The organism is Nocardia otitidiscaviarum (genome assembly GCF_007362295.1).
GTDB lineage: Bacteria > Actinomycetota > Actinomycetes > Mycobacteriales > Mycobacteriaceae > Nocardia > Nocardia otitidiscaviarum.
Genome location: NZ_CP041695.1, coordinates 1,592,248 through 1,618,590, shown reverse-complemented (window position 1 = coordinate 1,618,590; position 26,343 = coordinate 1,592,248). Strand labels below are relative to the sequence as shown.

21 protein-coding genes are annotated in these 26,343 nt (G+C 70.7%); 12 read left to right on the top strand and 9 right to left on the bottom strand.

The window, feature by feature from the left end:
* The 4 genes from FOH10_RS06830 to FOH10_RS06815 are packed head-to-tail and all read left to right on the top strand — an operon-like array spanning position 1 to position 2,509.
* Positions 1-564, top strand: a complete 564-nt coding sequence (locus FOH10_RS06830) for a PaaI family thioesterase (RefSeq protein ID WP_143980079.1) — start codon at positions 1-3, stop codon at positions 562-564.
* The gene (locus FOH10_RS06825; RefSeq protein ID WP_029932621.1) at positions 561-821 is read left to right on the top strand and encodes an acyl carrier protein; all 261 of its coding nucleotides are present in this window, start codon (positions 561-563) and stop codon (positions 819-821) included. Before FOH10_RS06830 ends, FOH10_RS06825 begins: the two co-directional genes overlap by 4 nt.
* Positions 818-1,651, top strand: a complete 834-nt coding sequence (locus tag FOH10_RS06820; protein ID WP_143980078.1) for an SAM-dependent methyltransferase — start codon at positions 818-820, stop codon at positions 1,649-1,651. Before FOH10_RS06825 ends, FOH10_RS06820 begins: the two co-directional genes overlap by 4 nt.
* A gap of 15 nt (positions 1,652-1,666) precedes the next feature.
* Entirely contained in the window at positions 1,667-2,509 is an 843-nt protein-coding gene (locus FOH10_RS06815; RefSeq protein WP_143980077.1) for an acyl-ACP desaturase, read from the top strand.
* A gap of 56 nt (positions 2,510-2,565) precedes the next feature.
* On the opposite strand, the gene FOH10_RS06810 is transcribed toward FOH10_RS06815, so the two are convergent.
* The 3 genes from FOH10_RS06810 to FOH10_RS06800 all read right to left on the bottom strand — a co-directional run bounded on the left by FOH10_RS06810 (position 2,566) and on the right by FOH10_RS06800 (position 4,863).
* Positions 2,566-3,033: a PaaI family thioesterase gene (locus tag FOH10_RS06810; protein WP_143980076.1), complete on the bottom strand. Its 468-nt coding sequence runs from the start codon at positions 3,031-3,033 to the stop codon at positions 2,566-2,568.
* Positions 3,034-3,131: 98 nt separating this feature from the next.
* Positions 3,132-3,833, bottom strand: coding sequence for a DUF8020 domain-containing protein (locus FOH10_RS06805; protein WP_143980075.1), 702 nt, complete (start codon positions 3,831-3,833; stop codon positions 3,132-3,134).
* A gap of 100 nt (positions 3,834-3,933) precedes the next feature.
* Positions 3,934-4,863, bottom strand: a complete 930-nt coding sequence (locus FOH10_RS06800) for a PDR/VanB family oxidoreductase (RefSeq protein WP_143980074.1) — start codon at positions 4,861-4,863, stop codon at positions 3,934-3,936.
* A gap of 141 nt (positions 4,864-5,004) precedes the next feature.
* On the opposite strand from FOH10_RS06800, the gene FOH10_RS06795 reads away from it, so the two are divergent.
* From FOH10_RS06795 to FOH10_RS06760, 8 genes are all read left to right on the top strand, one after another.
* Positions 5,005-6,165, top strand: a complete 1,161-nt coding sequence (locus FOH10_RS06795) for an acyl-CoA dehydrogenase family protein (protein WP_143980073.1) — start codon at positions 5,005-5,007, stop codon at positions 6,163-6,165.
* Between the two features lie 14 nt (positions 6,166-6,179).
* Entirely contained in the window at positions 6,180-6,704 is a 525-nt protein-coding gene (locus tag FOH10_RS06790; protein WP_143980072.1) for a YiiD C-terminal domain-containing protein, read from the top strand.
* On the top strand, positions 6,704-7,594 hold the full coding sequence (locus FOH10_RS06785; protein ID WP_143980071.1) for an alpha/beta hydrolase family protein: 891 nt from the start codon (positions 6,704-6,706) through the stop codon (positions 7,592-7,594). Before FOH10_RS06790 ends, FOH10_RS06785 begins: the two co-directional genes overlap by 1 nt.
* A gap of 10 nt (positions 7,595-7,604) precedes the next feature.
* Entirely contained in the window at positions 7,605-8,735 is a 1,131-nt protein-coding gene (locus FOH10_RS06780; RefSeq protein WP_143980070.1) for an ABC transporter ATP-binding protein, read from the top strand.
* 32 nt (positions 8,736-8,767) lie between these two features.
* Entirely contained in the window at positions 8,768-10,135 is a 1,368-nt protein-coding gene (locus FOH10_RS06775; protein WP_221937936.1) for an ABC transporter substrate-binding protein, read from the top strand.
* Complete coding sequence (locus FOH10_RS06770; protein WP_244961729.1) at positions 10,132-11,016, top strand: metallophosphoesterase; 885 nt, start codon at positions 10,132-10,134, stop codon at positions 11,014-11,016. Before FOH10_RS06775 ends, FOH10_RS06770 begins: the two co-directional genes overlap by 4 nt.
* A 90-nt stretch (positions 11,017-11,106) precedes the next feature.
* Positions 11,107-11,973, top strand: coding sequence for a carbohydrate ABC transporter permease (locus tag FOH10_RS06765; RefSeq protein ID WP_143980068.1), 867 nt, complete (start codon positions 11,107-11,109; stop codon positions 11,971-11,973).
* Entirely contained in the window at positions 11,963-12,775 is an 813-nt protein-coding gene (locus FOH10_RS06760; protein WP_029932634.1) for a carbohydrate ABC transporter permease, read from the top strand. The genes FOH10_RS06765 and FOH10_RS06760 overlap by 11 nt, the downstream gene beginning before the upstream one ends.
* 76 nt (positions 12,776-12,851) lie before the next feature.
* On the opposite strand, the gene FOH10_RS06755 is transcribed toward FOH10_RS06760, so the two are convergent.
* The 6 genes from FOH10_RS06755 to FOH10_RS06730 are packed head-to-tail and all read right to left on the bottom strand — an operon-like array spanning position 12,852 to position 26,316.
* Positions 12,852-14,219, bottom strand: a complete 1,368-nt coding sequence (locus tag FOH10_RS06755; protein WP_143980067.1) for an acetyl-CoA carboxylase biotin carboxylase subunit — start codon at positions 14,217-14,219, stop codon at positions 12,852-12,854.
* Complete coding sequence (locus FOH10_RS06750; protein WP_143980066.1) at positions 14,216-14,776, bottom strand: acetyl-CoA carboxylase biotin carboxyl carrier protein; 561 nt, start codon at positions 14,774-14,776, stop codon at positions 14,216-14,218. The genes FOH10_RS06755 and FOH10_RS06750 overlap by 4 nt, the downstream gene beginning before the upstream one ends.
* A complete protein-coding gene (accD, locus tag FOH10_RS06745) occupies positions 14,773-16,455 on the bottom strand; it encodes an acetyl-CoA carboxylase, carboxyltransferase subunit beta (RefSeq protein ID WP_143980065.1) in 1,683 nt (560 codons plus the stop codon). Before accD ends, FOH10_RS06750 begins: the two co-directional genes overlap by 4 nt.
* Positions 16,452-18,020 (bottom strand): PfaD family polyunsaturated fatty acid/polyketide biosynthesis protein, encoded by a 1,569-nt coding sequence (locus tag FOH10_RS06740; protein WP_143980064.1) that lies wholly within the window; start codon positions 18,018-18,020, stop codon positions 16,452-16,454. Before FOH10_RS06740 ends, accD begins: the two co-directional genes overlap by 4 nt.
* Positions 18,017-19,975, bottom strand: coding sequence for a hotdog family protein (locus FOH10_RS06735; RefSeq protein WP_143980063.1), 1,959 nt, complete (start codon positions 19,973-19,975; stop codon positions 18,017-18,019). The genes FOH10_RS06740 and FOH10_RS06735 overlap by 4 nt, the downstream gene beginning before the upstream one ends.
* Complete coding sequence (locus FOH10_RS06730) at positions 19,972-26,316, bottom strand: type I polyketide synthase (protein ID WP_143980062.1); 6,345 nt, start codon at positions 26,314-26,316, stop codon at positions 19,972-19,974. The genes FOH10_RS06735 and FOH10_RS06730 overlap by 4 nt, the downstream gene beginning before the upstream one ends.
* Between the last annotated feature and the right edge of the window lie 27 nt (positions 26,317-26,343).

The window sequence follows — 26,343 nt, the reverse complement described above, 5'->3', positions numbered from 1 at the left end:
GTGCGGCACAGCGCCGACGCCGATACGGGCACCGATACCGACAGCGCCGTGCGGGTGCCCTGGTCGGTGATCCCCGACTACCGCTGTTTCGGCTGTTCACCGCACAATCCGTCCGGGCTGCGACTCACCTTCACCCCGCATCCGGAGGGACTGGCCGCATCCCTGCGGCTGGACCGGTCCTTCGAGTCCTATCCGGGTGTGGTGCACGGCGGTCTCGTCGGCGTGGTCTGTGACGAGGTGATGGGGAATCTGATCGTGCTGGCCCGGCGGGTACCCGCCTTCACCGTCTCCCAGCGCACCCGCTTCCTGACACCGCTGCTCGTCGACCACGAATACCACTGCATCGCACGGCTTTCCGACAGCGACAAGGGCGACCTCATCCAGACGTCGGCCGATGTGCTCGATGCCGACGGGGCGGTGTGCGCCACCTCGTCGGCCACCTACCAACCCTTCGCGCTGACCGACGTGCGCCACCGACTCACGCTCGGCGACGACGAGGTCGCCCTGCTCTCCCACGCCATCGCCACGGCGAATCCCCTCTCCCCGAACGGAGTTCAGCCATGACCACCTCCACCGACGACATCCTGCGCACTGTCACCGAGATCGCCGCCGCGGAAACCGGCTTGGCCGAATCGGTGCTGCTGCCCGACGCCGACCTGCGCGGCATGGCCGGTGTCGACTCGGTGCGCGTGCTGCGCATGATCGCCCGCATCGAACGCACCTACGACATCGAACTCGACGACCAGGACGTCTTCGGCACCGCCACCCTGGCCGACGTGGTGGCCGTGGTGTCCAAGGCGCTGCGCGAGGCGGCGGCGTGACGGTCACGGCGGACACCAATCAGCACTACGACCTCGATCCCGATATCTTCGGCCAGTTCCTGGACCCGCTGCGCAAGTACAGTTCGGCGCTCTACGAATCCGACGGCGACACCCTGGAGGTCGCCCAGCGCAACAAACTGCGCTTCGTCGCCGACCGGCTCGGGTTGCGCGGCGGCGAGCAGCTCATGGACGTCGGCTGCGGCTGGGGTGCGCTGATCCTGTTCATGGCCGAGGAGTTCGGCGGCGACACCCTCGGCATCAGCCCGGCACCGCGCCAGCACGAGTACATCGCCGAGCAGGCGTCGGTACGCGGGGTGGCCGATCGGGTGCGCACCCGCGTCGGGCACTTCGAACGGCTCGAGCTGCCCGCCCGCAGCGTGGACGCGGTGAGCATGCTCGGCTCCATCGTGCACATGCCCGATCTGGACGAGGTGTTCCGACGGGCCCGCGCGGTGCTGCGCCGCGGCGGCACCCTGTACGTCTCGGAGAGCTGCTTCCGCAATGCCGCCGCGCACCGCGCCTTCGACGAGCGGGCCGGTACCGAGTTCGTGCGCGCCGACATCTTCGGCTGGGGCGATCTGCGGCCGCTGTCGGATCTGGTCACCGCCGCCGAGGACGCCGGCTTCTCCATCATCTCGGTGGACGACCTCACCGAACACTATCGGCGCACCATCGACGACTGGATCGCCAATGTGGACGCCGCCGCCGACCGCATCGACGTGCACCGCACCGGGTTGGCCGCGACGCTGCGGCACTACCTGGAGATCGCCAATGCCGGTTGGGGTTACACCACCAAGCACTACGCGCTGGTGTGCCGCAATGCCCGCTGACGCCAGGGAGGGATCGTGAATCTGGAATCCGCGCTGCTACCCGCGGACGAGCTGGCGGCGGCCGTGGACGGCTTCCTGGCCGCCTCGCCCGCCACCCGCGCCTGGGATGTGGAGACCGCGTTCGACTGGGCGGCCGCCGACGCCGACCGCCTGACCGAGGGGCAGCGCTCCGCGGTCCGGTTCGTGACCTACATCGAGGACCACCTGCCCGGGTACTTCGATGTGTACCAACGGAATTTCCCGATCGACGACACCGTGGACCTGCCCACCGCCGTGCACAATCGGGAGCTCTACCACTTCACCGTCCGCTGGGCCCTCGAAGAGGACACCCACGCCCGCGCCCTGACGCGCTACCAGGAGGCGTCGGGTATCGCCGAACGCGCCTCGCTGCGTTCGGAATTGGCGGTCGAGGGCCGCAAGCCGTTCGACCTGCCCTACGCGCATCCGGTGCAGTTCTTCGCCTACGCGCTGGTCCAGGAGAAGGCCACGCAGATGTACTACCAGCAGCTGCGGGAGGTGTCCGGTGATCCGGTGCTGGGCGCGGTGCTGACCCGGCTGTCGCGCGACGAGGCGCGGCATTTCAGCTTCATGGCCGATGTGGTGACCCGCTACCTGCGCATCCAGGGCGACGCCGCGGTGGAGCCGATCCGGGACGTCATCGCGGGATTCCGCATGCCCCTTGCCGATACGCTGCGCGGCTACTGGCGGTGGGCGCTGCGCATCGCCGACGTCGCCGACTACGACCACACCCTGGCCTACGAACATCTGCTGAAGGTGATCGACCGGGCCGTGGACGCGCGCACGGACCGGGTGGACGAACTGGCCACCTTCATCGCCCAGTGCCGGTCGCTGGCCTGACCCGCGTCGAGCACGACCGAAAGGGCCCCTCGCCGAGGGGCCCTTTCCCATGCCGCTCAGCCCTGCGGCCGCAGCACCAGAATCGTGGTGGTGCCGTGCGCGATCAGCTTCCCGTTGGCGTCGGTGATCCGCCCCTCCGCCGTCGCCGTGCTGCGCCCCACGTGCACGGCGGTGGCCTCGCAGGTGAGCCGACTGCCGTCGAGTGTGACCGCACGAATGAAGTTCACCTTCAGCTCCAGCGTCGTATACGCCACGCCGTCACCGAGTCTGGTGAACACCGCGCTGCCCATGGCGGTGTCCATGAGGGTGGCGATGACGCCGCCGTGCACGGTGAACATGGCATTGATGGTCGCCGGATTCGGGTCCAGGTAGTAGCGGGTGTACCCGTCCCCGGCGCTCTCCAGGCGAATGCCCAGCGACGCGCCGACGCCGAGGTTCTCCTGCAGTCCCCGCGCGAAGACCTCCGTCAGCTCACGCACGCGCGCGGCGACGGTGCCGTTGACCGGGGTGTCGGTGCTGGTCATGAATTGTTCCTCCCTGCCGATCGAATGTCCGACGAGACCCCGCCCGGACCGAAGTCCGAGCGGGGTCCCTGTCCCCCCGGCGCTCCGCGCCGGAGTCCCTACTTCGCCGGTTGGTTGGGCATCGGCGAATTGATGGTGGTGAAGTACTGCACGGCCGCCATGATGGCGACCGGCGCGGTGATCAGGATCTGACCGGCGACGGCGCCCAGCGAGCCCATGGCGAGGATGCCGCCGATGCAGCCGACGGCCGCGGCCGGGATGAACGGTCCGAACAGGCCGACGATGGTGGCCGAGGCGATGGTGGCGCCGGCGATGCCGCCCAGGATGCAGCCCACGCCCGCGCCGCCGATACCGCCGACCAGGGCGGCGACCGCCGCGCCCAGGCTGATGGTGGAGGTCATCCGGGTCCAGGCGTCCTTCTCCCGGTCGTATTCGGACTTCCACGGCGCCTTGTCCTCGAAGGGCAGGGCGACCGGCTTGTACTCCGCGTGCGCGAGGCTGAACAGCGGGGTGAGCGTGACGGTGCGGTCGACGATGTCGGCGGCGATCGGGAAGACGAATTCGTCCACCCGGAAGGACAGTTCGGTGCCCGCGATGACATCGCCGTTGGGGGCCTTGATCTTCAGCACGCCGTTGTCGACGTCCAGGGAGCCCGCGTCGGTGGTGATGACGGTGGAGGTTTCGGTGGTGGTCGCGGTGTAGTTGACGACGCCGTCCTCGGCCTGAGCCGTACCGGTGGCTCCGGCGGTGACGCACAGCGCGGCGGCGAGCAGCGCGGACGCCGCGGCAGTTTTCCTCATCGGTATGTGTTTCCTTCTACTTTCTCGTGTTCCCGAACGGGAGACCGGCGCGTGGGGTACGCGCACGCCTGTGTGACCCGATTCCGGCATCGACCGCGCATTACAGATCCAGGACCAGCACATCCGAATGCGCCCGCGAGACGCACAGCATCATGGTGTCGCCGCGCTCGCGTTCGGCGGCGGTCAGGATCGTGTCGCGGTGGTCGATCTCGCCGTCCAGGACGGCGGTCTCGCAGCTGCCGCAGGTGCCCTCGCGGCACGAGGTGATCACCGGCAGGCCCGCGCCCTCCAGCACGTCCGCGATGGACCGGCCGACGGGCACCCGCAGGGTGCGCGCGCTGGCGGCCAAGCGGATCTCGAACTCCCGGTCGACCGCGTCGCCGGTGTCACGGGCGGTGAAACGCTCGGTGTGCACCGCGAGCCCCCTACTGCCGCAGGCATTCTCGACCGCGTCCAGCAACGGGGCGGGACCACAGCAGTACACCGTGGCGGCGGATTCCGCGAGAATCCGTGCGAGCGGCAGCAGACCGAATTCGTCCTGCGGCACCAGGTTCACCCCCGGATACCGGCGCGCCAGCTCGTCGGCGAAGGCCATATGCGCCCGGGTGCGAGCACCGTAGTGCAGGGTCCACCGCGCCCCGGCCCGCTCGGCCGCCGCGAGCATGGGCAGGATCGGGGTGATCCCGATCCCGCCCGCCACGAAGAGGTACTCCGGTGCCGCGACGAGTGGGAAATGGTTGCGGGGCAGCGAAACCGACAGTTCCGTACCGGGTGTCGCGGTGCGGTGCAGGTGGTCGGAACCACCCCGGCCGCCGGGCTCGTGCAGGACGGCGATGCGCCACCGGCTGCCGTCGGCGGGGTCGCCGCACAGCGAGTACTGCCGCACCCCGGCCGCGCCGACACCCACGTCGATGTGAGCGCCCGCCGACCAGGTCGGCAGTGCGCCGCCGTCGACGGCGGCGAGATCGAGTGCGAACACACCCTCGGCAACGTCACGGCGATCGGTCACCCGGACCGTCAACTCGGTCATCGCATCCCCTCGGAATCGGTGTCGCCAACACCCTGACCGAGCCGCGCGCCCGATCCGCTCCCGCGCACCGGAGTCGATTAGACCGATCGAGATTGACTATCGCCCCGGCCGCGACCGCCCCCGCCGCCACAGACTGACCCCATGAGCGCTGTACCGGAACTGGTCGACAGGACCAGACAGTTCGTACTCGACCACGTGATCCCGGTGGAACGCGAGGTGGTGGCGGGCGGACGCGTCACCGACGACGCGCTGCGGCTGGACCTCCAGAAGAAGGCCAAGGAGGCCGGGGTCTTCGGCCCGCTCTCCGATCCGAGCCACGGCGGCCTGGGACTCGACACCCGCGGCCAGGCCGAGGTCCTCGAAGCGGCCGGGGCCAGCCTGCTCGGCCCGCTCGCGGTGAACGCCTGGGCCCCCGACGACGGCAATATCCATCTGCTCAGCCATGTCGCCGATGCCGAGCAGCGGGAACGCTATCTGGCCCCGCTGGCCTCCGGCGAGGTGCGCTCGGCCATCGCCATGACCGAGCCCGCGCCCGGCGCGGGCTCGGATCCGCGCATGCTGCGCACCGTCGCCGAGGAGACCGACGACGGCTGGGTCATCAACGGGGACAAGCACTTCACCACCGGCGCACAGGGCGCGGCCTTCGTCATCTGCGTGGCCGCGACCACGGACGGCCCCACCATGTTCCTGGTCGACCAGGACAATCCGGGTATGCGGGTGGGCCGCCGCATGCCCACCCTGGACCGCACCAGCGCCCCGGGCGGACACTGCGAGGTGCGCTTCACCGACTGCGCGGTGCCCGATTCCGCGGTGCTCGGCGAGGTGGGCCGGGGGCTGGAACTGGCGCAGGTGCGGCTGGCGCCGTCGCGGCTGGTGTTCTGCATGAACTGGCTCGGGCTGGCGGTGCGGGCACAGCAGCTCACCGTCGAGCACATCACGCGACGCTCGTCCTTCGGCGTCCCGGTGGCCGAGCACGGCATGGCGCAGGCGCTCGTCGCCGACAGCGAGATCGACATCGCCGCCGCCCGCGGCCTGGTACGCGGCACCGCCGCCACCATCGACGCGCACGGCCCGTCCTCGCCGCAGGCCCGGCACGAGGCGGCGATCACCAAAACCTTCGTCTCCGAGGCGGTCTGGCGCGTTCTCGACCGCGCCGTGCAGCTGCACGGCGGCCTCGGCGTCTGTGAGGACCACCTGGTGGCCCGGTTCCTGGTCGAGGCCAGGGCCTTCCGCATCTACGAGGGGCCCTCCGAGGTCCTGCGCTGGTCCATAGCCCGCCGCGTCCTGCGCGGACCCCGCTGAACGGAGTAGCACCGATGACCACGAGAACCCTGTCCGGCTTCGCCGCGGCGTACCCGGAACTCGACCCCGATGCCGTGGATTACGGCTACCTGCGCGCTGTCTCACAGGCCATGGTGCCGTTCGGCCGCCAGGTGGGCACCGTCGTCACCGAGATCTCCGCCGACCGCGCGGTGGTCGAGATCCCGGCCGGTGAGGCCGTGCGCAACCACATGGGCACCGTGCACGCCGGGGCCCTGTTCACCGCCGCCGATATCGCGGGGGCGGCGGCCTTCGTGGGCGGTGCGGCCACCCGGCTGCACACCATCGCGCAGTTGGTGCTGCGCGGCGGGTCGGCCGCCTACCGCAAACCGGCGCTGGGCCGCATCCGCGCCGTCGCCACCGTCGATCCGCGCGAGCTGGCCGAGATCCTGGCCGCCACCGAGTCGCGGCGCTTCGAATTGTCCGGCAAGGCAATCCTGCTCGACGACAATGACGTGACGGTCGCCAAGTTCACCTTCGACTACGTGTGCGATGTGGCCATCGCCGGGGCGGAGGCGTGATGACCACCGCGACCCCCGAATCGCGTTCGGAGTTCGGCGCCCTGGCGTCGACCCGCGTCGAGACCTCCGACGGTGTCGCCTTCACCGTGCGCTGGCTGCCCGCCGAACGCGCCGACGCGCCCGTCGTGCTGATCCTGCCCGCCATGGCCATGAAGGCGCGCACCTACCTGCCGCTCGCCAAGGCACTGCACGCCCAGGGCCTTTCGGTCGCCACCGTGGACCTGCGCGCCCACGGCGAGGCGACGCCGCCGCTGGGCGAGCACACCGATTTCGGCTACCGCGAAATGCTGGAGATCGACCTGCCCGCCATTGTCGGCGCGGTCGAGCAGCGCTTCCCGGACGCGCCGGTGCACCTGTTCGGGCACAGCCTGGGCGGTCAGCTCGCCCTGCTGTTCGCGGCCGCCGAACCCGAGCGCGTCGCCGGGGTGACGGTGATCGGCACCGGCACGGTGTTCTGGTGGGCCTTCGGCCCGCGCCGCTGGTTCGAGGCGCTGAGCCAGATCCAGTGGATCGGCCTGGTCGCGCGGTTCAAGGGCCACTGGCCCGGCGGGGTGCTGATTCCCGCGCCCATGCCCGGCGGCGTCATGGTCGACTGGTCGGTCCACTCGCTCACCAGCTACTACCGCCCGCGCGGCACCACCCGCCGCTACAACAGCCTGCTGGCCCGCATGACCCTGCCCGCCCTGGTCATCTCGCTGTCCGAGGACGTGCTCGGGCCGAAATCGAATGTCGACTTCCTGGTCTCGCGCATGCCCGCCGCGCGAGTGAGCCGCTGGCATATCGACGAGAACTCGGAGGTGGTCCATCGCGACCACTTCCGGTGGGTGAAGGACGCCCCCGCCATCGCGGCCGGTGTGGCGACGTGGATCACGACCGGCGCGCCGGTCTGAAGGAGAACCGGTGGCCCGGCTGCACATCGACGCGGTATCCAAGAGATTCGGCACGGAGTACGCGGTGCGCGAGGTGAGCCTCGACATCGCCGACGGTGAGTTCATGGTGTTGCTCGGCCCCAGCGGCTGCGGCAAATCCACCCTGCTGCGCATGATCGCGGGGCTGGAGGAACCGACATCGGGACGAATCCTGCTGGACGGCAACGACATCACCGACGCCGCACCGCAGCGGCGGGATCTGGCCATGGTGTTCCAGAGCTATGCGCTGTACCCGCATCTGACGGTGGCGAAGAACATCGGCTTCCCGCTGCGGTCGCGCCGCCAGCCGCGCGCCCGCATCACCGAACGCGTCGCCGAGGTGGCGCGCACACTGGAGCTGTCGGCGCTGCTGGATCGCCGCCCGGCCGCATTGTCGGGCGGGCAGCGGCAGCGAGTCGCGTTGGCGCGGGCCATGGTTCGCGATCCGGGCGCCTTCCTCATGGACGAGCCGCTGTCCAATCTGGACGCCAAACTGCGCAGCGCCACCCGCGCCGAACTGATCGCCCTGCACCGCCGCCTCGGGGCCACCTTCCTGTACGTGACCCACGACCAGGTGGAGGCCATGACCATGGCCACCCGGATCGCACTGCTGGACGCGGGCCGGGTGGAACAGGTCGGCACCCCCGAGGAGCTCTACGACCGCCCCCGCACCGCCTTCGTGGCGGGATTTCTCGGCTCCCCGCCCATGAACCTGTTTCCCGCGGTCGTCACCCGGCGCGACGGCGGGTTGCGGGTGATGGCCGACGGCATCGACGCCGCTCTGGGCATCACGGCGGATTCCGGCGAGGACACCGTGGTCACCGCCGGAATCCGCCCCGAACGGCTGCGCGTCGACGCCGACGCCACCGCCGTGCGCGGGCGCGTGACCATGGTCGAGAACCTGGGCAGCGAGGAACTGGTGCACGTCGACACCGGCACCCACACGCTGTGCGCGCGCACCCCGCGACCGGCCGGGGTGCGCGCGGGGCAGGAGATCGGCTTCCGGGTCGATCCCGCCCACATCCACCTGTTCCATCCCGACTCCGGACTGCGCCTGACCTGGCAGCAGCCGAACGCGGATCCGACACCGACCCCGGACGCGGCGGCCGTGCCCGTCCCCTGATGTCCGCACCACCATTCGATGAGGAGAATCCCGTGAAACGCACCGCGCCCTTCCTGGGCCTGGTGTTCGCCACCGCCGTCGCAGTCAGCAGCTGCGGCCTCGGCGGCACCACCGCCACCGAGGCCACGACCACCGCACAGGTCCCCGAACTCGAGCCCGACCAGCAGGTGTCGATCGTGTTCGAGTCCTACAACTACGGCCTGGCCGGGGCGTGGACCGACACCTTCAACGAACTGATCGCGGAGTTCGGCGAGCAGCACCCCAATATCAAGGTCACCGCGCAGAAGCCGCAGGGCAACAGCCCCAACCCGGCCACCGACACCATCTCCAGCATCCAGAACCAGATGGTGGCGGGCACCACCCCGGACGTGGCCCAATTGGGTTTCAGCGACCTGGATTTCACCATCAACCAGTTGCAGGCCAAGCCGCTGGACGTACTGTTCGGCGCGGACGAGGTGCAGCGCAACTTCGACGGCCGGGTACCGTACGCCGACCGCGCCCGCACCCTCGACGACTGGGACGGCCACACCTACGGCGTGCCGTTCGTGTTCTCCACGCCGGTGCTGTACTACAATGCGACCCTGTTCACCGAGGCCGGTCTGGACCCGGCCAAGCCTCCGGCCACGTGGGCGGAGGTCGCCGACGCGGCGCAGGCCATCAGCACGACGACCGGTAAGGGCGGCGTCTACATCGACTGCCTCACCAAGACGTCGAAGGACTGGTGCTTCCAGGCGCTGGTGCGTTCCAATGGCGGCCGCGTCATCTCCGAGGACCGCCGCACCCTCACCTACGCCGACGCCCCCGTCGTCGAGGTCACCCGGATGGCACAGGATCTCGTGAACTCCGGCAGTATGCCCAAGCTCGCGCAGAAGCAGGGCTACGAGGGTTTCGCCCGCGGTGAGATCGGCATGATCCTGGAGACCAGCGCCGTGCAGGGCGTCTTCGTCAAGGGCGCCAAGGACAAGTGGGATCTGCGCTCGACCACCATGCCGCGCTTCGGCGACAAGCCGACGGTACCCACCAATTCCGGTGCGGGCCTGCACATTCTGTCCAACGACCCGGCCAAGCAGCGCGCGGGGTGGGAGCTGATCAAATTCCTCACCAGTGAGGAGTCGTACGTGAAGATCTCGCAGAACATCGGCTATCTGCCGCTGCGCACCGGACTCATGAACGAGCCCGGCTCGCTGGGCGCGTGGGCGGCGGCCAATCCGCTGCTGGCCCCCAATGTGGCGCAGCTGGCGGCCATGGAGCCGTGGGTGTCCATGCCGGGCGACAGCTATCTGCAGATCCGCGACGGCATGATGGATGCCGTCGAGGCCATCGTGTACCAGGGCGCGGATCCGCAGTCCACCCTGACCGCCGCCCGCACCGAGGGCTCGAAACTCCTTCCGGCCGCATGACATCCCACGACATGCGGGACCTGACCGTCGTCCAGCTCACCGACACCCACATCCGTCCCGCCGGTGAACGCCTCTACGACGCGGTGGACACCTACGAGAATCTGCACCACGTGCTGGATCGGCTGCGGGCCTCCGGACCGGTCGATGCCCTGGTGCTGTCCGGCGACCTCACCGACAGCGGGTCGCCGGAGGGGTACCGGCGGCTGCGGGAGGCGGTGGAACCCGCGGCGGCCGAACTGGGCGCGGAGGTGGTGTACGCCATGGGCAACCACGACGAACGCACCGCCTTCGGGGTCGAACTGCTGGGCCACGCACCGGGTGCGGTGGCGGCGGACGTCCCGCACGATCAGGTGGTCGAGGTGGCGGGCCTGCGCATCATCGCGCTGGACAGCACCACACCGCGACGGCATACGGGCAAGCTGGAACTCGATCAGCTGGCCTGGCTGACCGACCAGCTGCGGCGGCCCGCGCCCCGCGGCACCCTGCTGGTGCTGCACCATCCGCCGCTGCGCTCGGCCATCCCGGCGGCCGAACTGCTCGGGCTCGGGCAGATCGAACTGCTGGAGGCGGCGGTGGCGGACAGCGATGTGGGCATGATCCTGTGCGGGCACAACCATATGACCGCGGCGGGCAGCCTGGCCGGTATCCCGGTGTGGGTGGGTCCGGCGCTGGCCTACCGCATCGACGCCATGGCCCCGGTGGGCCGCCAGCGGGCGGTGAGCGGATTCGGATACAGCCGGATCGATGTGCTCGGTTCGGCCTTCGTGGTGAGCGCGGTGGAGGCCACCCCCGCCCCGGAGCTCTACAACCGGGCCGAGGGCGACATGCTGGAGTACCTGCGGTCCATCGACCAGCGTGGCGATCACGCGGGAACCCGGTGAGCGGTGTTCGTCGTCGCTGAACGACCGGAGGCGGCGTCGCGGCCCACAGTGGCCGCGGCGCCGCCGCCGCGTCGCCCCGTGATCCCGCGGATGGTGCGGGGAGTCGCCCCGTACCTGTATCTCGCGCCCGCGCTGTTCCTCCTGTTCGTGTGGACCTATCAGCCGCTGGCCCAGGCGTTCCAGCTGTCCACCTATTCGTGGAACATGCTGCCCAGTTCACCGATGCGATCGGTGGGCGCCGCCAATTACGAACGGCTGCTGGACCTTCCGGCCTTCCGGGACTCCCTGGGCCGGACCGCGGTGCTCATCGTCGGCATGCTGCCGTTCACGGTCGTGCTGCCGGTGCTCATCGCGCTGGCGAGCCGCCGGGTGCGCGGTCGGTCCCGCACCGTCTATCACGCGCTGGTGTTCGCGCCGTTCCTGGTCGCGCCGGTCGCCGCCGCCGCGGTGTGGCGCTGGCTGCTGCATCCCGGCAGCGGTTTCGTGGACCAGGTGCTGGGCACCCACCGTAACTGGGTGTACGACGCCACCACCGCCCACGCCGTGATCATCGGCATCACCGGCTGGCAGTTGCTGGGTTTCGCGGTGCTGGTGGTGTGGGCCGGATTGGCCGGTATCAGTGGGGATTACGACGAGGCGGCGCGGGTGGACGGCGCGAGTCCGGGCCAGATCCGGCGCTGGATCACGCTGCCGCTGCTCTCGCCCACCCTCATGTTCCTGGTGCTCACCACCGTCCTGCTCAGTCCCACCCTGACCTTCCCGCTCATCGACTCCATGACCCAGGGCGGGCCCGCGCAGGCCACCACCAATATCTACTACCTGCTCTGGGACTACGCCTTCCACAGCTTCGACGCCGGTCTCAGCGCGGCGGCGGGGGTGCTGCTGTTCCTCGGCTTCGGCGTGCTCGCCGGAATCCTGGTCTGGATGTCGGAAAAGGTTGCCTTCCATGACGATTGACCGCGTGCGGACCCTCGGCAGCCATGCGCTGCTGGCGGCCACCTCGCTGCTGTGCGTCTTCCCCATCTACTGGCTGTTCGCGACGGCGCTGCGCCGCCCCGAGGACATCACCTCGCTGTCCCCCATCCCCTGGCCGCTGTCCCTGGGCAACTACGCCGACGCCGCGCACAAGGTGGACATCACCGGACTGATCGCGAACACCTTCTTCGTGGCGGTGCTCTCGGCGGCCGGGCAGCTGCTCATCGCGCTATTGGCGTCCTATGCCTTCGCCATGTACACCTTCCCGCTGCAACGGCTGCTGTACCTGGCCTTCGTCGGCACCTGGCTGGTCCCCTTCCAGGTGACCATGCTCCCCAACTACATCCTGCTCAACCGCCTGGGTCTGATCAATTCCCTGATCGGCGTGGTCCTTCCGACGCTCTGCTCGGCGCTGGCGGTGCTGCTGCTGCGCCAGCACATGGCGGCCTTCCCCAAGGAGCTCATCGCGGCCGCCAAGATCGACGGCCGCTCCTCCTGGTCCATCCTCTGGACCGTGGTCGTCCCCAACCTCCGCCCCGCCCTCGCTGCCCTGGGCATTCTGCTGTTCATCAACGCCTGGAACGAGTACTTCTGGCCCGCGGTGGTGCTGCGCCAGTCCAACAGCGTGCTGCAGTTGGGCCTGCGCAGCTTCATGGGCACCGAGGGCGATCAGTGGGGTCCCATGATGGCCGTCGCCTCCCTCGCCTGCCTGCCCGTCCTGCTCCTCTACCTGGTCCTGCAACGGCACATCGTGAACGCCTTCGTCCGCTCGGGTCTGAAATAGCGTGACCGAATACGCGAGCGGCCCGCCACGGATCATTCCGTGGCGGGCCGCTCGTTCCTTATCGGACTCGTTCGTTTCAGGTCAGCGCCGCGGCACGGGTGGTGAGGGTGCCGATGAGGGCAGTGTCGTGGGTGGCGGCGCGGAAGCGGGGATGGTCGAGGATGTCGTGCAGGAACTCGGTGGTGGTGGCGACGCCGGGGCCGCGCACGGTTGTTTCCGCGAGCGCCCGGCGCATACGGGCGATCGCGGCCGGGCGGTCCGGGGCCCAGACGATGATCTTGGCCAGCAGCGAATCATAGTGCGGGGGAACGGCGTAGCCGGTGCGGATGTGGGTGTCGACGCGGACGAACGGTCCGCCCGGCAGCAGGCATTCGCCGAGTGTGCCCGGGGCGGGCGCGAATTCGCGGTCCGGGTCCTCGGCATTGATGCGGCATTCGATGGCCACGCCGGCGGGTCGGGCCGCGGTGGCCGTGAGCCGTTCGCCCGCGGCGATGCGCACCTGCTCGGCCACCAGGTCGACGCCGGTCACCATCTCGGTGACCGGATGCTCCACCTGGAGGCGGCAATTGACCTCCATGAAGTAGAACTCGCCATCGGGGGCGAGCAGGAATTCGAAGGTGCCCGCGCCCACGTAGCCGACGGCCCGCGCGCCCCGGACGGCCGCGGCCCCGATGCGCTCGGCCAGTTCCGCGGACAGGCCGGGGGCGGGCGACTCCTCCACCAGTTTCTGGTGTCGCCGTTGCAGCGAGCAGTCGCGCAGACCCAGATGCACCACGGTGCCGTGGGTGTCGGCGAGGATCTGCACCTCCACATGGCGGGCGGATTCCAGATAGCGCTCCACGTACAGGCGGCCGTCGCCGAAGACCGCGGCGGCCCCGGCGCGGGTCTCCTGCCACGCGACGGCGAATTCGGCGGCGTGGCGGACCACCCGCATGCCGCGTCCACCGCCGCCGGCCACGGCCTTGATGATGACCGGGTAGCCGATCTCGTCGGCGAGCGCCTGCGCGGCCTCCACACCGTCGATCGGATCGTGGCTGCCGGGCAGCAGCGGCAGTCCGGCGGCGCTCATCAGCGCCCGCGCGGTGGACTTGTCGCCCAGCCGGGACATCACATCGGCGGGCGCGCCGATGAAGACGAACCCCTCCGCCTCGCACACCTCGGCGAAATCCGGGTTCTCCGACAGGAATCCGTAACCCGGGTGGATGGCATCGGCCCCGGTCGCCCGGGCCGCCTCGATGATCGCCGGAATGTGCAGATAACTGCGTTTGGCCGGGCCGGGGCCGATGCGCACGGCACGGTCGGCCAGCCGCACCGCCGCCGACTCGCGGTCCGCCTCCGAGTACACGGCGACCGTGGCGATGCCCAGTTCGGCGCAGGTGCGGATGACGCGCACGGCGATCTCGCCGCGATTGGCCACCAGTACGGTGCGGATGCGGCCGATCATCGGACCTCCTCGAAACGGATGAGCGGCTGCCCGTACTCCACGGGTTCGGCGTCACCGACCAGGAATTCGGCCACCCGCCCGTCGCGGGCGGCCGTCACCGGAATCATCAGCTTCATCGCCTCGACGATGCCGACCTGCTGACCGGCCCGCACCGGATCACCGTCGGTGACGAAGGGTGCCGCGCCGGGCTCGGGGGCACGGTAGAAGACGCCGACGGTTTCCGCGGCGAGAGTGAAAGTACCGGCGTCCAAACCGTTTTCCTGGGTCGGCACGGTCGTGTCCGACCCGGTGGCGGCGGCTCCGGGCGCGACCGCCCCGGAGGCGTCGGCGGGCGACGAACTCGCGTCGGCCACGGACGCGGCCGCACCCGACGCGAGCCGGTCCTCCCAGCTGATCCGCAACAGCACCGGTCCATTGGCGACGGTCACCGAGGTGGGTGCGGGCGCGGTTCCGGACCGGACGGTGAGCGCGTGCCGGGTGAGCACGGCCAGGCTGTGGTCCGCCTCGGCGGCGCTCACGGCGCGGCCCGCGGTGTCGGTGGGCAGGGTCTCGGTCATCGTGTCTCCTGAAGGTCTTCTCGGGCGATACCGAAGGCGCGGAAGCGCGCGTGCCGTCCGGTGAGCAGTTCGGCCACCGGCCAGGCCCGCAGTTCATGCACCGCCAGCCGCAGGGCGCGGCCCAGCAGTTCGGTGGCGGCGAGCGGGTCCGCATCCGCACCACCGGCCGGTTCGGGGACGACGGCGTCGGCGATCCCGAGTTCCAGCAGGGCGGCGGCGTCCACGCGCAGAGCGGCGGCCGCACGGGGCGCGGCGGCCGGATCCTGCCACAGGATGGCGGCACACCCCTCGGGGCTGATCACCGAGTAGACGGCGTTCTCGCACACCAGCACCCGGTCGGCCAGCGCCAACGCCAGGGCTCCCCCGCTGCCGCCCTCGCCGGTGATCACCGACACCACCGGAACCGGTAGCCCGGCGAGCAGTTTCAGGGATTCGGCGATGGCGACGGCCTGCCCCTGCCGCTCGGCGGCCACCCCCGGATAGGCACCGGCGGTGTCGATCAGGGCGATCACCGGCAGTCCGAGTTTGGCCGCCAGCCGCAGCACCCGCGCGGCCTTGCGGTATCCGGCCGGGCTCGGCATGCCGTAGTTGCGCCGCGCCAATTCGACGGCGGTATGCCCCTTCTGGGTGCCCACCACCGCCACCGGGACGCCGCCGAGGCGGGCGAGGCCGGCGACCATGGCCGGACAGTCGGCGGCCATCCGGTCGCCGTGCAGTTCGGTGAACTCCTCGAAGGCCCCCGCGATGTGCTCGAGGGTGGTGGGGCGGCCCAGTTCGCGTGCGGCCCGCACCCGCTCCCACGGATCACGGTCGGCCAGTCGGGTCGGATCGGTGAGCACCGCGTCGGGATCGGGCACCGCGGTGCGGGTGGGCCGCACCGTCAGCGCGACCAGCCGGATCAGGGTGTCCCGCAGTGCCGATCGGTGGGCGATCAGATCGACGATGCCGTGTTCGAGCAGGAATTCGGCGGTCTGGAAGCCGGGCGGCAGGGTTTCGCCGATGGTCTGGCGAATGACGCGCGGCCCCGCGAAGCCCAGGCGCGCACCGGGTTCGGCGATGATGATGTCGGTGGATGTGGCGAAGGAGGCCGCCACCCCGCCGTAGGTGGGATCGGTGACCACCGAGACGGTGAGAATGCCCGCGTCGTCCAGACGCCGCAGCGCCACACTGGTCTTGGCCATCTGCATGAGGGCGACGATGCCCTCCTGCATGCGCGCTCCCCCGGAGGCGGCGACGATGATCAAGGGCGCCCGGGTGGCCAGCGCCGTATCCGCGGCGGCGGTCACCGCCGCGCCGACCGCACTGCCCAGACTGCCACCGAGGAACCGGAAGTCCATGACCGCCAACACCACCGGGGTGCCGCCCAGCGTGGCGCGCACGCACCGGACGGCGTCCGGCATGCCGGTGCGCTCCCGCGCCTGCGCCATCCGCTCCGGATAGGAGCGGGAATCGGTGAACCCCAACGGATCTCGCACCGTCACCGGCGCCTCGATCGGCACCGCCGAATCCGGGTCCGCCAGTTGCCCGATGCGCTGGTCGGCGGTGAGCATGCCGTGGCCGTCGCATTCCGGGCACACCCGGGCGGTGCGCTCGTACCGTGCCGCGTAGATCATCGCTCCGCAGGCCGGGCACAGCAACCACGCTGTGCCCGTATCGTTCCCGGCTTCGAGTGTGGTCATGATTCCTCCCTCGGACGCGGCACGTACCGGGCGCAGGCGGCGGGCAGCCGCACGCCGGCGGTGCGCAACTGGGCGACACGGGTGAGATGGGCAGCGCCGACCATCATCTGGTGCGCCATATCGGCGACGTAACGGTTCTCGGGTGCGGCGAGATAGGTGCCGGCGGCCCAGCGGTTGAATCCGCCCATGGCCGGGCCGCACCAGATCTGGTAGTCGGCGGCGCGATCGGCCTCGCAACGCATACTCCAGCCCGATGACAGGCCGAGGTACCACCGGAACACCAGGGCCATCCGGGCTTTCGGATCGTCGGCGGCCCGGGTGAGCTGGTCGGGGTCCCGTTCGGTGAAGTAGTCCACGCACTCGCGCCACACCTGTTCCAGGGGACGCCGGAACAGCGTGGTCTCCAGTTCTCGCCGCACCGCATCGGGCAGGGCGTCGATACCGTCGTGGGCCCGGTACAGGTCGTAGAGGCGCTGCGCGCGGGCGGCGAACATGGTGCCGCGCCGCAGCACCTGCACCTGCACGCCGAGTTCGAACATGTCCGAGGACGGGGCCATGACGCAGTCCGCGAACTCGGCCGAGGCGAGCAGGCGTTTGGTGGCCTCGCACTGATTCGCCTCGCGGGCGGCCTGATTGATGGAGCCGGTGACGATATAGGCCGCGCCCATGGCGAAGGCCGCGGCGGCGGCATCGGGGGTGCCGATACCGCCCGCCGCGCCGATCCGGACCCCGGCGGCGGCCGCGACCGTGCGCGCCACCCGGTCCCGGGCGGCCACCAGTTCGGGCAGCAGCACCATCAGTGGTCTGCGGTCGGTGTGGCCGCCCGAATCCGCCTCGGCGGTGATGTCGTCCGCCAGCGGGACCTGTTCGGCCAGCCGGGCCTGCTCGGCGGTGAGCACCCCGCCGTCGACCAGCGGGCGCAGCAGCCGGGCCGGGGCCGGGCGCAGGAACAGTTCCGCCACCTCGACCCGGGACACCTTGGCGATCAACCGATGTCGGCTGTCGATGTGGCCCTCCCGGGTCACCGACAGCCCGGCGGCACGGTAGCGCACCACTTCGGGGGTGAGGTCCATGAAGGCCGACGCCTCCACACAGCGCACGCCGTGCCGCAGGCAGGAATCGACGATCGCCCGCTCCAAGGCCAGCTCGGACGGGCTGTGAATCAGGTTGCAGGCGAACGGCCTGTCACCCAGCCGCCGCGACAGTTCCGCCAGCGCGGATTCGACGCCCGCGGGCGGTACGCCCGCCGCCCCGTAGGAGGCGAGATATCCGGCCTCCGCCATGGCCGTCACCAGCGCCGGGGAGGCGATGCCATTGGCCATGGCCCCCGCCGCGTACGCCGCCCGCACGCCGTGCGCGGCCCGGAAACCGCTGTCGCCGAGCTGTTCCGGCGGCAGCGGTCCCACGGCGGCGAGCACCTGAGAGCGGGCCGCCGTCGCCGCGTGGGCGGTGGCGGCCACCCGGCCCTCGTGCCGGATGATCCAGCAGGGACTGTCCAGGTCGAGCAGCAGTGCGCTGATCTCCGCGGCCGTTTCCGCCACGGCCTGGTATCCGAGTGTCGTCACGGTCGGGCCTTTCGGTCGACGAGTTCGATGGCGAGATCGACGAGTTCGTAGATGCGCAGGCCGGGCTTCCACAGCGAGCCGTCCACGGTGACGGTCACCCGCCCCGGCTCCCGCCGCACCGATTTGATGTGCGCCTCGAGTTCGACGGTGCCGTCGGTGGGCAGGAACTGGCCGCGATAGCGCCAGCCGAAGGCGATATCGGCGGGGATGCGGAAGGCGGGATCGGCCATGTCCGAGGCGAATCCGGTGTCGATCATCCACTCCTGTACGGCGTGGATCACCGATTCCACGCCCAGCGATCCCGGAATCACCGGATCGAGGTGGAAGTGGCGGGCGAAGAACCAATCCGACGGGTCGATCTCCCGCAGCGAGCGCAGGTATCCCGCGCCGTGCTCGCCGCCGCCGTCCACCACCTCCACGCGGTCGATGAGGGCGAGGGTGCGGCGGGCGCACAGGTGGGCGGCCGGATCGGCGCGGCGGGCCGCCACGTCGATCACCCGGGTGCGCGCCTCTGGATGCCGTGCCAGCCAGGTGGGCGCGAAACGTCCGGCGTCCAAGCCGGTTTGGTTGGCCAGCGCCTCGTCGCTGAAGTAGCCGAACATGGTTTCGCCCCGGTAGAACGGCGCACCGTCGACACTGAGCGTGTAATCGAAGGTCTGGAGCGAGGATCCGGGCAGGATAGTGGTGGACAGCAGCCGCGAGGACTGCACGATGGTGCGGTCGCGCAGGTCGACCTGCCGCAGCACGGTGGCGGTACCACCCAGATTGCGCAGGCTGAGCGTGGTGCCGGGCTGGGTCAGCGTCGGCCCCGCGTAGTAGCCCATGAGCAGCGCCGCCTGCAGGGAGGTCTCCATGTACACGAAGTGCGGCATGGATTCGTTGGCGGTATCCGCGTAGTACCAGGAGTCGGCCGGGGAGTCGTATTCGGTGGTGTAGGAGGCACTGTCGAGCTGCCCCCGCGCACCGTCGAAGGTGAGCACCCGATCCACCAGCAGCAGCCCGCCGGTCGGCAGCCGGGTCGCCCGCACGCCGGTATACGCGTCGAATTCCGGCCCCATGGCGATCCCCTGATCGCCGCGCGCCAGGTGGGCCATATGGAATTCGTTGAGCAGCGGCCCGCGCACCGCCCCACCGGGGCCGACATCCGCCCCGGCCGCCTCGACCACCATGACGGTGACCTCGAGTGCGGCGGCGTCCCGGAACTCCGCCCGCGCCCGCACGAACGGCCGCGGTACGAGATCGAGCGCCTCGACCACCAATTCGACCGTTCCCGACGTGACCACCGGCGCCCCGACAACACCGGTGCTGAGCGTGCTCCCGGACAGGCACAGCGGCATCCCGGTGTACAGGGCGAACAGCTCGGCCGCCTGGGTGGCCGCCGCAGCCGTATCGCCGTCGAAATACGCGACGACCCGGCCGTTCCCGGCACCGCCGTACAGCTCGACGTCGGTGACCTCCGTCAGCACGAGCGGACCGCGCGCGGCGAGCCGCACCGCCGACTCGACCCCGGCCCGCCGGTAGGACACTCCGAACACGTCGGCGACCTCCCCGCGCGCCAGGGCCGCCAGGGCCGCTCGGTCCAACCGAGTACGCTCGCTCCTGGCGAGCGGCTTGAATGCCCCTTCGCGCGCGGCGACACGGCGGCCACCATCCGTCATACCGGTGCCGTTGTTCTCCAGGGCCGGTGGCATCGCGACCGGCCGCGGAACGCCTGTCGAATCTGGCAGCTCCGGCTGCCCCGCCCGCGCGCCCGCCCGCCGCCACACTGCCCATTGCATGGCCGCCTGCGCTGACAGCGCGGCACGATGTGCGGCCACGACGCCCGCCCGGATCTCCGCGATCGGGTTCGCGGCCGACGCACTCTCGGTGCCGTCGGACCGCACGTCCGTTGCGGCGTAGTCGCGCCCCACGCCCGTCGGGTCGAAGGCGATCCCGTCGAATTCCAGCGCTGTCATGCCGTCCACCGCCTCACCGAGGTCCGGAACTTCTCCGTCAGATCGGGTGTCGTCACCACGGTGACGTCCGAGAATCGTTGCAGCACAGTCCCGTCCGTGCCCAGCGCGGTGGCGTCGATGCGGGCCTCCAGGCGGGCGGGCCGGGGGTTGTCGACCTGGAGCAGGAAGGGCTCGCCGGTCGGGAGGGGTGCGTGGTAGTCGATGCGGCCGATCCCGAGTGGGAGGCAGGCCGTGCCGAGTAGGCGTTGGCCCAGGACCGGTGGCCCTTGCAGGACGAGGTCCGCCGTGACCGGATTGTGCAGTCGGCCCGCGTACGCGCCCAAGGCGACCGGTTCGGCCGGGAGGGAGCACTCGAAGACGATCGCGGTGTCGCTCTCGGACCGGATCCGGCGCAGCCCTTGGAGTGCGGGAGCGTGGAACTGGATGGCGTCGCGGTAGATCCGCTCGGCATCCGTGCCCGCGTCGCCCGGAACCCGCTGCCGGGCAGAGGGTTCCGATGGCTCCCCGAACAGCAGCGTGGCCCGGAAGTGAGCGGTGGTGTCACCGAAGACGGTGGCGCGCACCGCTTCGTGCCCGTCGACCGACCCGATCGGCTCGATCTCCAGGTCCAGCGCGGTCACGGGATGGTCGAAGACCAGCCCCTTGAGCACCTGGAAGTCGCGCACGCCCACCACCGTTCGCCCCGCTCCGGCGCGTTCGGCGAGGTTGACCATCGCGCCCAGTCCGAATGTCGCCGGCAGCACGATGTGCGCACCGATCCGATGGGCGGCGATGACCGGTTCGTCGACCAGTCCGGCCAACCCGCGGCGGGCCCGGACCGGCCCCGTCTCGACCTGGCCCGCCGACAGCGGTGTCGCCGCACCGACGAGCAGTACCGGTTCCGGACGCCGCGCGGTGCTGAACTGCGCCGTGAACGCCGCCGCTCCGGCGGCCGGATCCAGCAGCGGAATGCCCAGGCTCCGGAAGTGTTCGCGCAGTGCGGGTGTCACCATGCCGCCGTCCCACGCGCCCCAGGCCAGCGCGGTCACCCGGCGTTCCGGGTAGCGGCGGCCCCAGCTGACGGCGAAGCGGCTCAACGCCTCGTTGGCCGCCGCGTAGTCCGCCTGCCCGGTATTGCCGAACAGTCCGGCCACCGAGGTGAACAGCACCAGGTGCCGAGGCTCCGCGACGATGTCCAGCACCGCGGCGAGTCCGGCGAGTTTGGGCCGCAGTACCCGTTCGATGGACTCCGGCGTCTTGTCGGGGATCAGGGAATCCGCGAGCACCCCGGCCCCGTGTACGACGCCGGTGATGGCGTCGCGCCACGGCAGCAGCGCCCACCGCAGGGCTTCGGCGTCGGTGGCATCGACCGCCACATACTCCGCCCGCTCACCGAGTTCGTCCAGCACGGAACGGATCTCGCGCCCCGCCCGTACACCCGCGCAGAGCCGGTCGATCGCGCGCGGCGTCACCCCGTTCCCGGCGAGTGCCCGCACCGCCGCGGACTTCAGCTCCGCATCGGTCACGCCCTGCGCCCAGTCCGGTTCCGTCGCCAGTTCGGTCCGGCCGAGCAGCACGAACCGGGCCGGGCACACCTGGGCCAACGCACGCACACAGGTCGCCGTCACCCCGCGCGCCCCACCGGTGACCAGTAGGACGTCGTCCGCGGTGAGGCTGTCGATCTCGAAGGCCGTGTCGGACCGCACGATATCGCTGTCCCGCGCCGCCGCGTGCCGACTCGGCACCAGCGTGCGCCGCCGCCCCGCCGCGTCCACCCCGACCTCGACGGTGTCCCGCGCCGCATCGCACAGCTCCTCGAGCACGATCTCGGCCAGCTGTCCCGGCAATACCGCCGGATCGACGTCGAGTGCCCGGCAGAACAGCGAGGGCTGCTCGGCGGCAAGTGTTTTCACCACACCGCCGAGGCCGCCCAGCAGCGCCGCCACCGGTGCCGCACCCCGGAACCCGAGCTGCCCGTCGATCCGCGTGACGGTGACGAAACCGGCCCGGCCGCTCGCACCGCCCAGTCCGGGCAAGGCCCGTCCGGCCACCAGAATGCCGTCGCTCAGAACACGCTGCGCCTGCTCCCATTCCGACGCCACACCCGCGACCACCACGCACACATCCATCGGAGCGCCACCGAGTTCGGCGGCACCGTCGGCACGGCGAACCTGCCAGCCGCGCTCGCGCAACTCCTCCTCCACCGCCTCGCAATCGGTTTCGGCGGAGGGGTCCAGGCACACCACCGCGGCGCGCCCGGCCGTCCGGTGCAGATCCACGACGAGATCCACCGGCGCAAGTTCGACGAGTTCGACGAGGTGCCGCGGCGTCCGGGCCGCGGCCTCAGCTTTTGGGTGGACATCACCCCCGGCCAGCTCCGCCACGATCTGATCGAGCGTGCGCAGCGTGCCCAGTTGTTCGGGACCGAGACTCGGCAGCGCCGGAAAGCGTTCCTGCAGCGCCCCGATCACCTGCACCCGCTTGATCGAATCCACACCCAGATCCGCCTCCAGATCCATGGCCGGATCGATCATCTCCACCGGATACCCGGTCTTCTCGGCCACCACCTCCCGCAGCGTCCGCCGCAGCGCGTCATCCGACGCATCGACTACGACCTGTCCGTCCGCTGGAGCAGCGACAAGGGTATCGGGCTGCGCCCCCGCCGAACCCGCGAGCAGGTCCGCGATCTGATCCAGCGTCCGCAACGTACCCAACTGCTCGGGACCGAGACTCGGCAGCGCCGGGAACCGTTCCTGCAGCGCCCCGATCACCTGCACCCGCTTGATCGAATCCACACCCAGATCCGCCTCCAGATCCATGGCCGGATCGACCATGTCCACCGGATACCCGGTCTTCTCGGCCACCACCTCCCGCAGCGCCTGCCGCAGGGATTCGCCCGAGAGGGCCGAATCGGCCGTGGCCGCCTCGGAATTCGACTGCCCAGCACCGGACAGACCGTGTGGCACATCGGCGACCGATTCGAGGCGCGAGGCAGTCTCGGAAACCTCCCGCGCCGCGACCGACGCGGATTCGCTCCCCAGCGTTGTGGGAACGGCATCTCCACTGCCGGACCCCAGCGACCGCCGTGCGGTGACTTCCGGCACGCGCTCCTCCCGGCCCCCATTGCCCGGCACGAGCGACCGCACCGGCTCGGCGTCCACCGTGACCGCCGTGGAGCGCGGCGGCACCGAAACCCCACCCTCCAACTCGGCCAGCTGCGCCAGCACCTCGCTGGCTCGCGAGTGGCTGTCGCTGATGGCCACGCCGTGCTCCTTCACGGCCTCGATGGCGCGCACGGTCAGATCGTCGAGGGCGCCGTCGCGCAGCGCTCCCGCGAGTCCGCGCGCCAGATCGAGCTGGCCGTCCAGGTAGTGGCGGTGGGTGTGCAGATGCTGGGCGAGGGCGCTGTCCAGGGCGCTCGCGGGCTCTCGGTACTGCGGGTCCGCTGACACGTGGTTCTCCGATTGTCCGTTCGAGGGAATGATCGCGGGCGAGGGGGCGGGCACCGGCACGGGCGCCGGTGCCGGTGGCGCGGGAGCGTCCACGGTGACGCGATAGCCGTCCGACAGGGCGGCGGCGTAGGCGGCGCGACGTCTCTCCGGCACGTACTCGGGAGCCGAAAGTGTCACCGCCATGGCGGGTTTCGAGGTGACCACCGGCGGTTCGGCGACGGCGAAACGATTGATCCCGCGAATATCGAAGCCAAGCACGGCCAACCGCACCGCGGCCCGCTTGAGCGCGAGGTCACCATTGCCGATCGGCCCGGAGTCGGTCGCGATGGCGATCACCTCGTCACCGTAGTTGCGGCGCACCAGCGAGGTCAGCACCTGCTTGGGACCGAACTCCACGAAGACGGTGCAGCCGTCGGCCCGCATGGCGGCCAGGGCGTCGGCGAACTCCACCGGATTGCTGAGCTGCGCGGTGAGGGTGGCGCGATTGCCGTCGACGTCCTCGCCGTAGGCAGCGCCCCGGGTATTGGCGTACACCGGCGCGTCCGGCGCACCGATCTCCACCTCCGCGACCGCCGCCCCGAACGTCGTCACCGCATGGCCGACATACGGCGTGTGGAACGCGCCGGACACCGGCAGATGTCTTAGCGCCCAGCCGTTTTCGGCACAGCGCTCGGTCACTGTCGCGATCCCGTCGGTGCCACCGCCGACCACGACCTGATCGGGCGCGTTGTGATTGCAGATCCACACGTCGTCGATGCCGTCGATGAGCGCCTCCACCGCGTCGCGGGCGGCGGCGACGGCGACCATGGTGCCCGCGTCCACGTCGTCGGCCACCGTCATGGCCGCGCCGCGCGCCCGCGCCAGCCCGAAGAACTGCTCGGTGGTGACCGACCCGGCGGCCCACAGCGCGGTGAGCTCACCAAAGCTGTGTCCGAGATACCCGTCCGCCCGGAATCCGTACTCGGACAGCACCCGGTACTGCCCCACCGACAGCGCCCCGATGGCGGGCTGTGCGAATTCGGTGCGGCGCAGGGTGTTCTCCTGCTCCTCCCGCGCGGACTCGTCGAAGGCGGGCGGCGGGAACACCACCGCGCCGAGCCGCACGGGCGCATCGGCGAATCCGGCGTTGGCGGCGTCGAAGGCCGCGCCGACGGGTGGATTGTTCAGCGCCGCGTCGGCACCCATATCGACGTACTGGCTGCCCTGACCGGCGAACAGCGCGCCGACCTTGCGGTCCGGCAGCGCCGCAGCCCGGAAGTACACGCCCTCCGGGTGATCCCAGTGCGCCGCATCGGGGTTGCGCACCAGCTCGTCCACCGCGAGCGCCCGCAGATGGTCGGTGGAGTCGTCGTCGAGCGAGACGAATCCGATGCGGACGTGGCCGTCCGGAATATCCCCGCCGTCACCGCCCGCGCTGTCGCGCACCGCGTCGATGAGCGTGGCCACGTCGGGCGCGTGCCAGAGGTGGGCGCGCGGCACCCGGTGCAGCACCGGCCCGCGCGTCGCGTCCGCCTCCTCCAGCACCAGGTGGAAGTTGGTGCCGCCGAAGCCCATTGCCGAGGCCGCCGCCCGGCGCACCGGCCGCCGCGGGTCCCGGATCCACGGCCGGGTGCGGCTGTTCACGTAGTACGGCGCGGTCGCCGCGTCGATCTCGGCATTGGGGGCCTCGACATTGATGGTCCCCGGCAGCACCTTCTGGTGCAGGGCCAGCGCGAGTTTCATGACGCTCGCCGTACCCGCCGCGCCCTTGGTGTGGCCGATCTGCGATTTCACACTGCCCAGCGCCGCGAACCGGGTTTCCGGACTCGCTTCGGACAGCAGACTTTTCAACGCGGTCAGCTCGGTCTTGTCGCCGACGGCGGTGCCGGTGGCGTGCGCCTCGATGAGTTCGACGTCGGCGGGTGAGCAGTCCGCGTCGGCGTAGGCGCGATCCAAGGCCACCCGCTGTCCTTCGGCCCGGGGCGCGTAAATGCTCTTGGAACGCCCGTCGCTGGAGGAGCCGAGACCGCGGATGACCGCGTAGATCCGATTGCCGTCGCGCCGGGCGTCGGCCAGGCGGCGCAGCGCCAGCATGGTGATGCCCTCACCCAGCAGGGTGCCGTCGGCCCCGGCGGCGAACGGGCTGATCCGCCCGCTCGGCGACAGCGCGCCCACCTTGGAGAAGCACAGGTAGATGAAGATGGTGTTCTCGGTGTCCACCCCGCCGGTGATCATCATGTCGGCCCGGCCGTCGCGCAGTTCGGCGATGGCGGTGCGGATGGCGGCCAGCGAGGCCGCGCAGGCGGCGTCGACGGTGCAGTTCATCCCGCCCAGGCCGAGGCGGTTGGCGACCCGCCCGGCGACCACATTGGCCAGCAGGCCCGGGAACGAGTTCTCCTCCCAGGGGGCGAAGGCCGCGACGAAGCGGTCGGCGATGGCATCGGCGTCCCGGTCGGTGAGCCCCACCGAGCGCGCGGCCTCCTTCAACACCGGCGTGGACAGCCGCGCGGCCAGCGGATGCATGAGCGGGACCGGACCGGTGGTGCCGAGCACCACGCCCGTCCGGGCCGGGTCGTACCACGGCGATCCGGTCGCACCGGCGTCGGCGAGCAGATCCCGAGCCACCCCCAGGCTGAGGGTCTGCATGGTGCTGGTCACCTCGAGTTGGTTCGGCGGCAGGCCGAACTCGAGCGGGTCGAAGTCGATATCGGGCAGGAATGCGCCACGGCGCGAATAGGTTTTGTCCGGGGCGGCCGGATCCGCGTCGTAGTAGTCGTCCAGGCTCCACCGCGACGGCGGCACCTCCTCGGTGCAGTCCACGCCGTCGATGATGTTCTGCCAGTACTCACGGTGATTGCGTGCCTTGGGCAGCAGGCCCGACATCCCGACAATGGCGATCGGGTCGTGTGCCAGGCGTCTGTCGTCCGTCACGGTATTCCTCTCGAACCGGGGCTGATC

Coding starts and splice junctions, on each gene's coding strand:
- FOH10_RS06750 (WP_143980066.1), bottom strand. CDS start 14,776: ATGACCGAGACCCTGCCCACCGACACCGCGGGCCGCGCCGTGAGCGCC.
- FOH10_RS06810 (WP_143980076.1), bottom strand. CDS start 3,033: ATGACCAGCACCGACACCCCGGTCAACGGCACCGTCGCCGCGCGCGTG.
- FOH10_RS06825 (WP_029932621.1), top strand. CDS start 561: ATGACCACCTCCACCGACGACATCCTGCGCACTGTCACCGAGATCGCC.
- FOH10_RS06800 (WP_143980074.1), bottom strand. CDS start 4,863: ATGACCGAGTTGACGGTCCGGGTGACCGATCGCCGTGACGTTGCCGAG.
- FOH10_RS06755 (WP_143980067.1), bottom strand. CDS start 14,219: ATGATCGGCCGCATCCGCACCGTACTGGTGGCCAATCGCGGCGAGATC.
- FOH10_RS06785 (WP_143980071.1), top strand. CDS start 6,704: ATGACCACCGCGACCCCCGAATCGCGTTCGGAGTTCGGCGCCCTGGCG.
- FOH10_RS06805 (WP_143980075.1), bottom strand. CDS start 3,833: ATGAGGAAAACTGCCGCGGCGTCCGCGCTGCTCGCCGCCGCGCTGTGC.
- FOH10_RS06790 (WP_143980072.1), top strand. CDS start 6,180: ATGACCACGAGAACCCTGTCCGGCTTCGCCGCGGCGTACCCGGAACTC.
- accD (WP_143980065.1), bottom strand. CDS start 16,455: ATGACCACACTCGAAGCCGGGAACGATACGGGCACAGCGTGGTTGCTG.
- FOH10_RS06735 (WP_143980063.1), bottom strand. CDS start 19,975: ATGACAGCGCTGGAATTCGACGGGATCGCCTTCGACCCGACGGGCGTG.
- FOH10_RS06795 (WP_143980073.1), top strand. CDS start 5,005: ATGAGCGCTGTACCGGAACTGGTCGACAGGACCAGACAGTTCGTACTC.
- FOH10_RS06765 (WP_143980068.1), top strand. CDS start 11,107: ATGGTGCGGGGAGTCGCCCCGTACCTGTATCTCGCGCCCGCGCTGTTC.
- FOH10_RS06770 (WP_244961729.1), top strand. CDS start 10,132: ATGACATCCCACGACATGCGGGACCTGACCGTCGTCCAGCTCACCGAC.
- FOH10_RS06760 (WP_029932634.1), top strand. CDS start 11,963: ATGACGATTGACCGCGTGCGGACCCTCGGCAGCCATGCGCTGCTGGCG.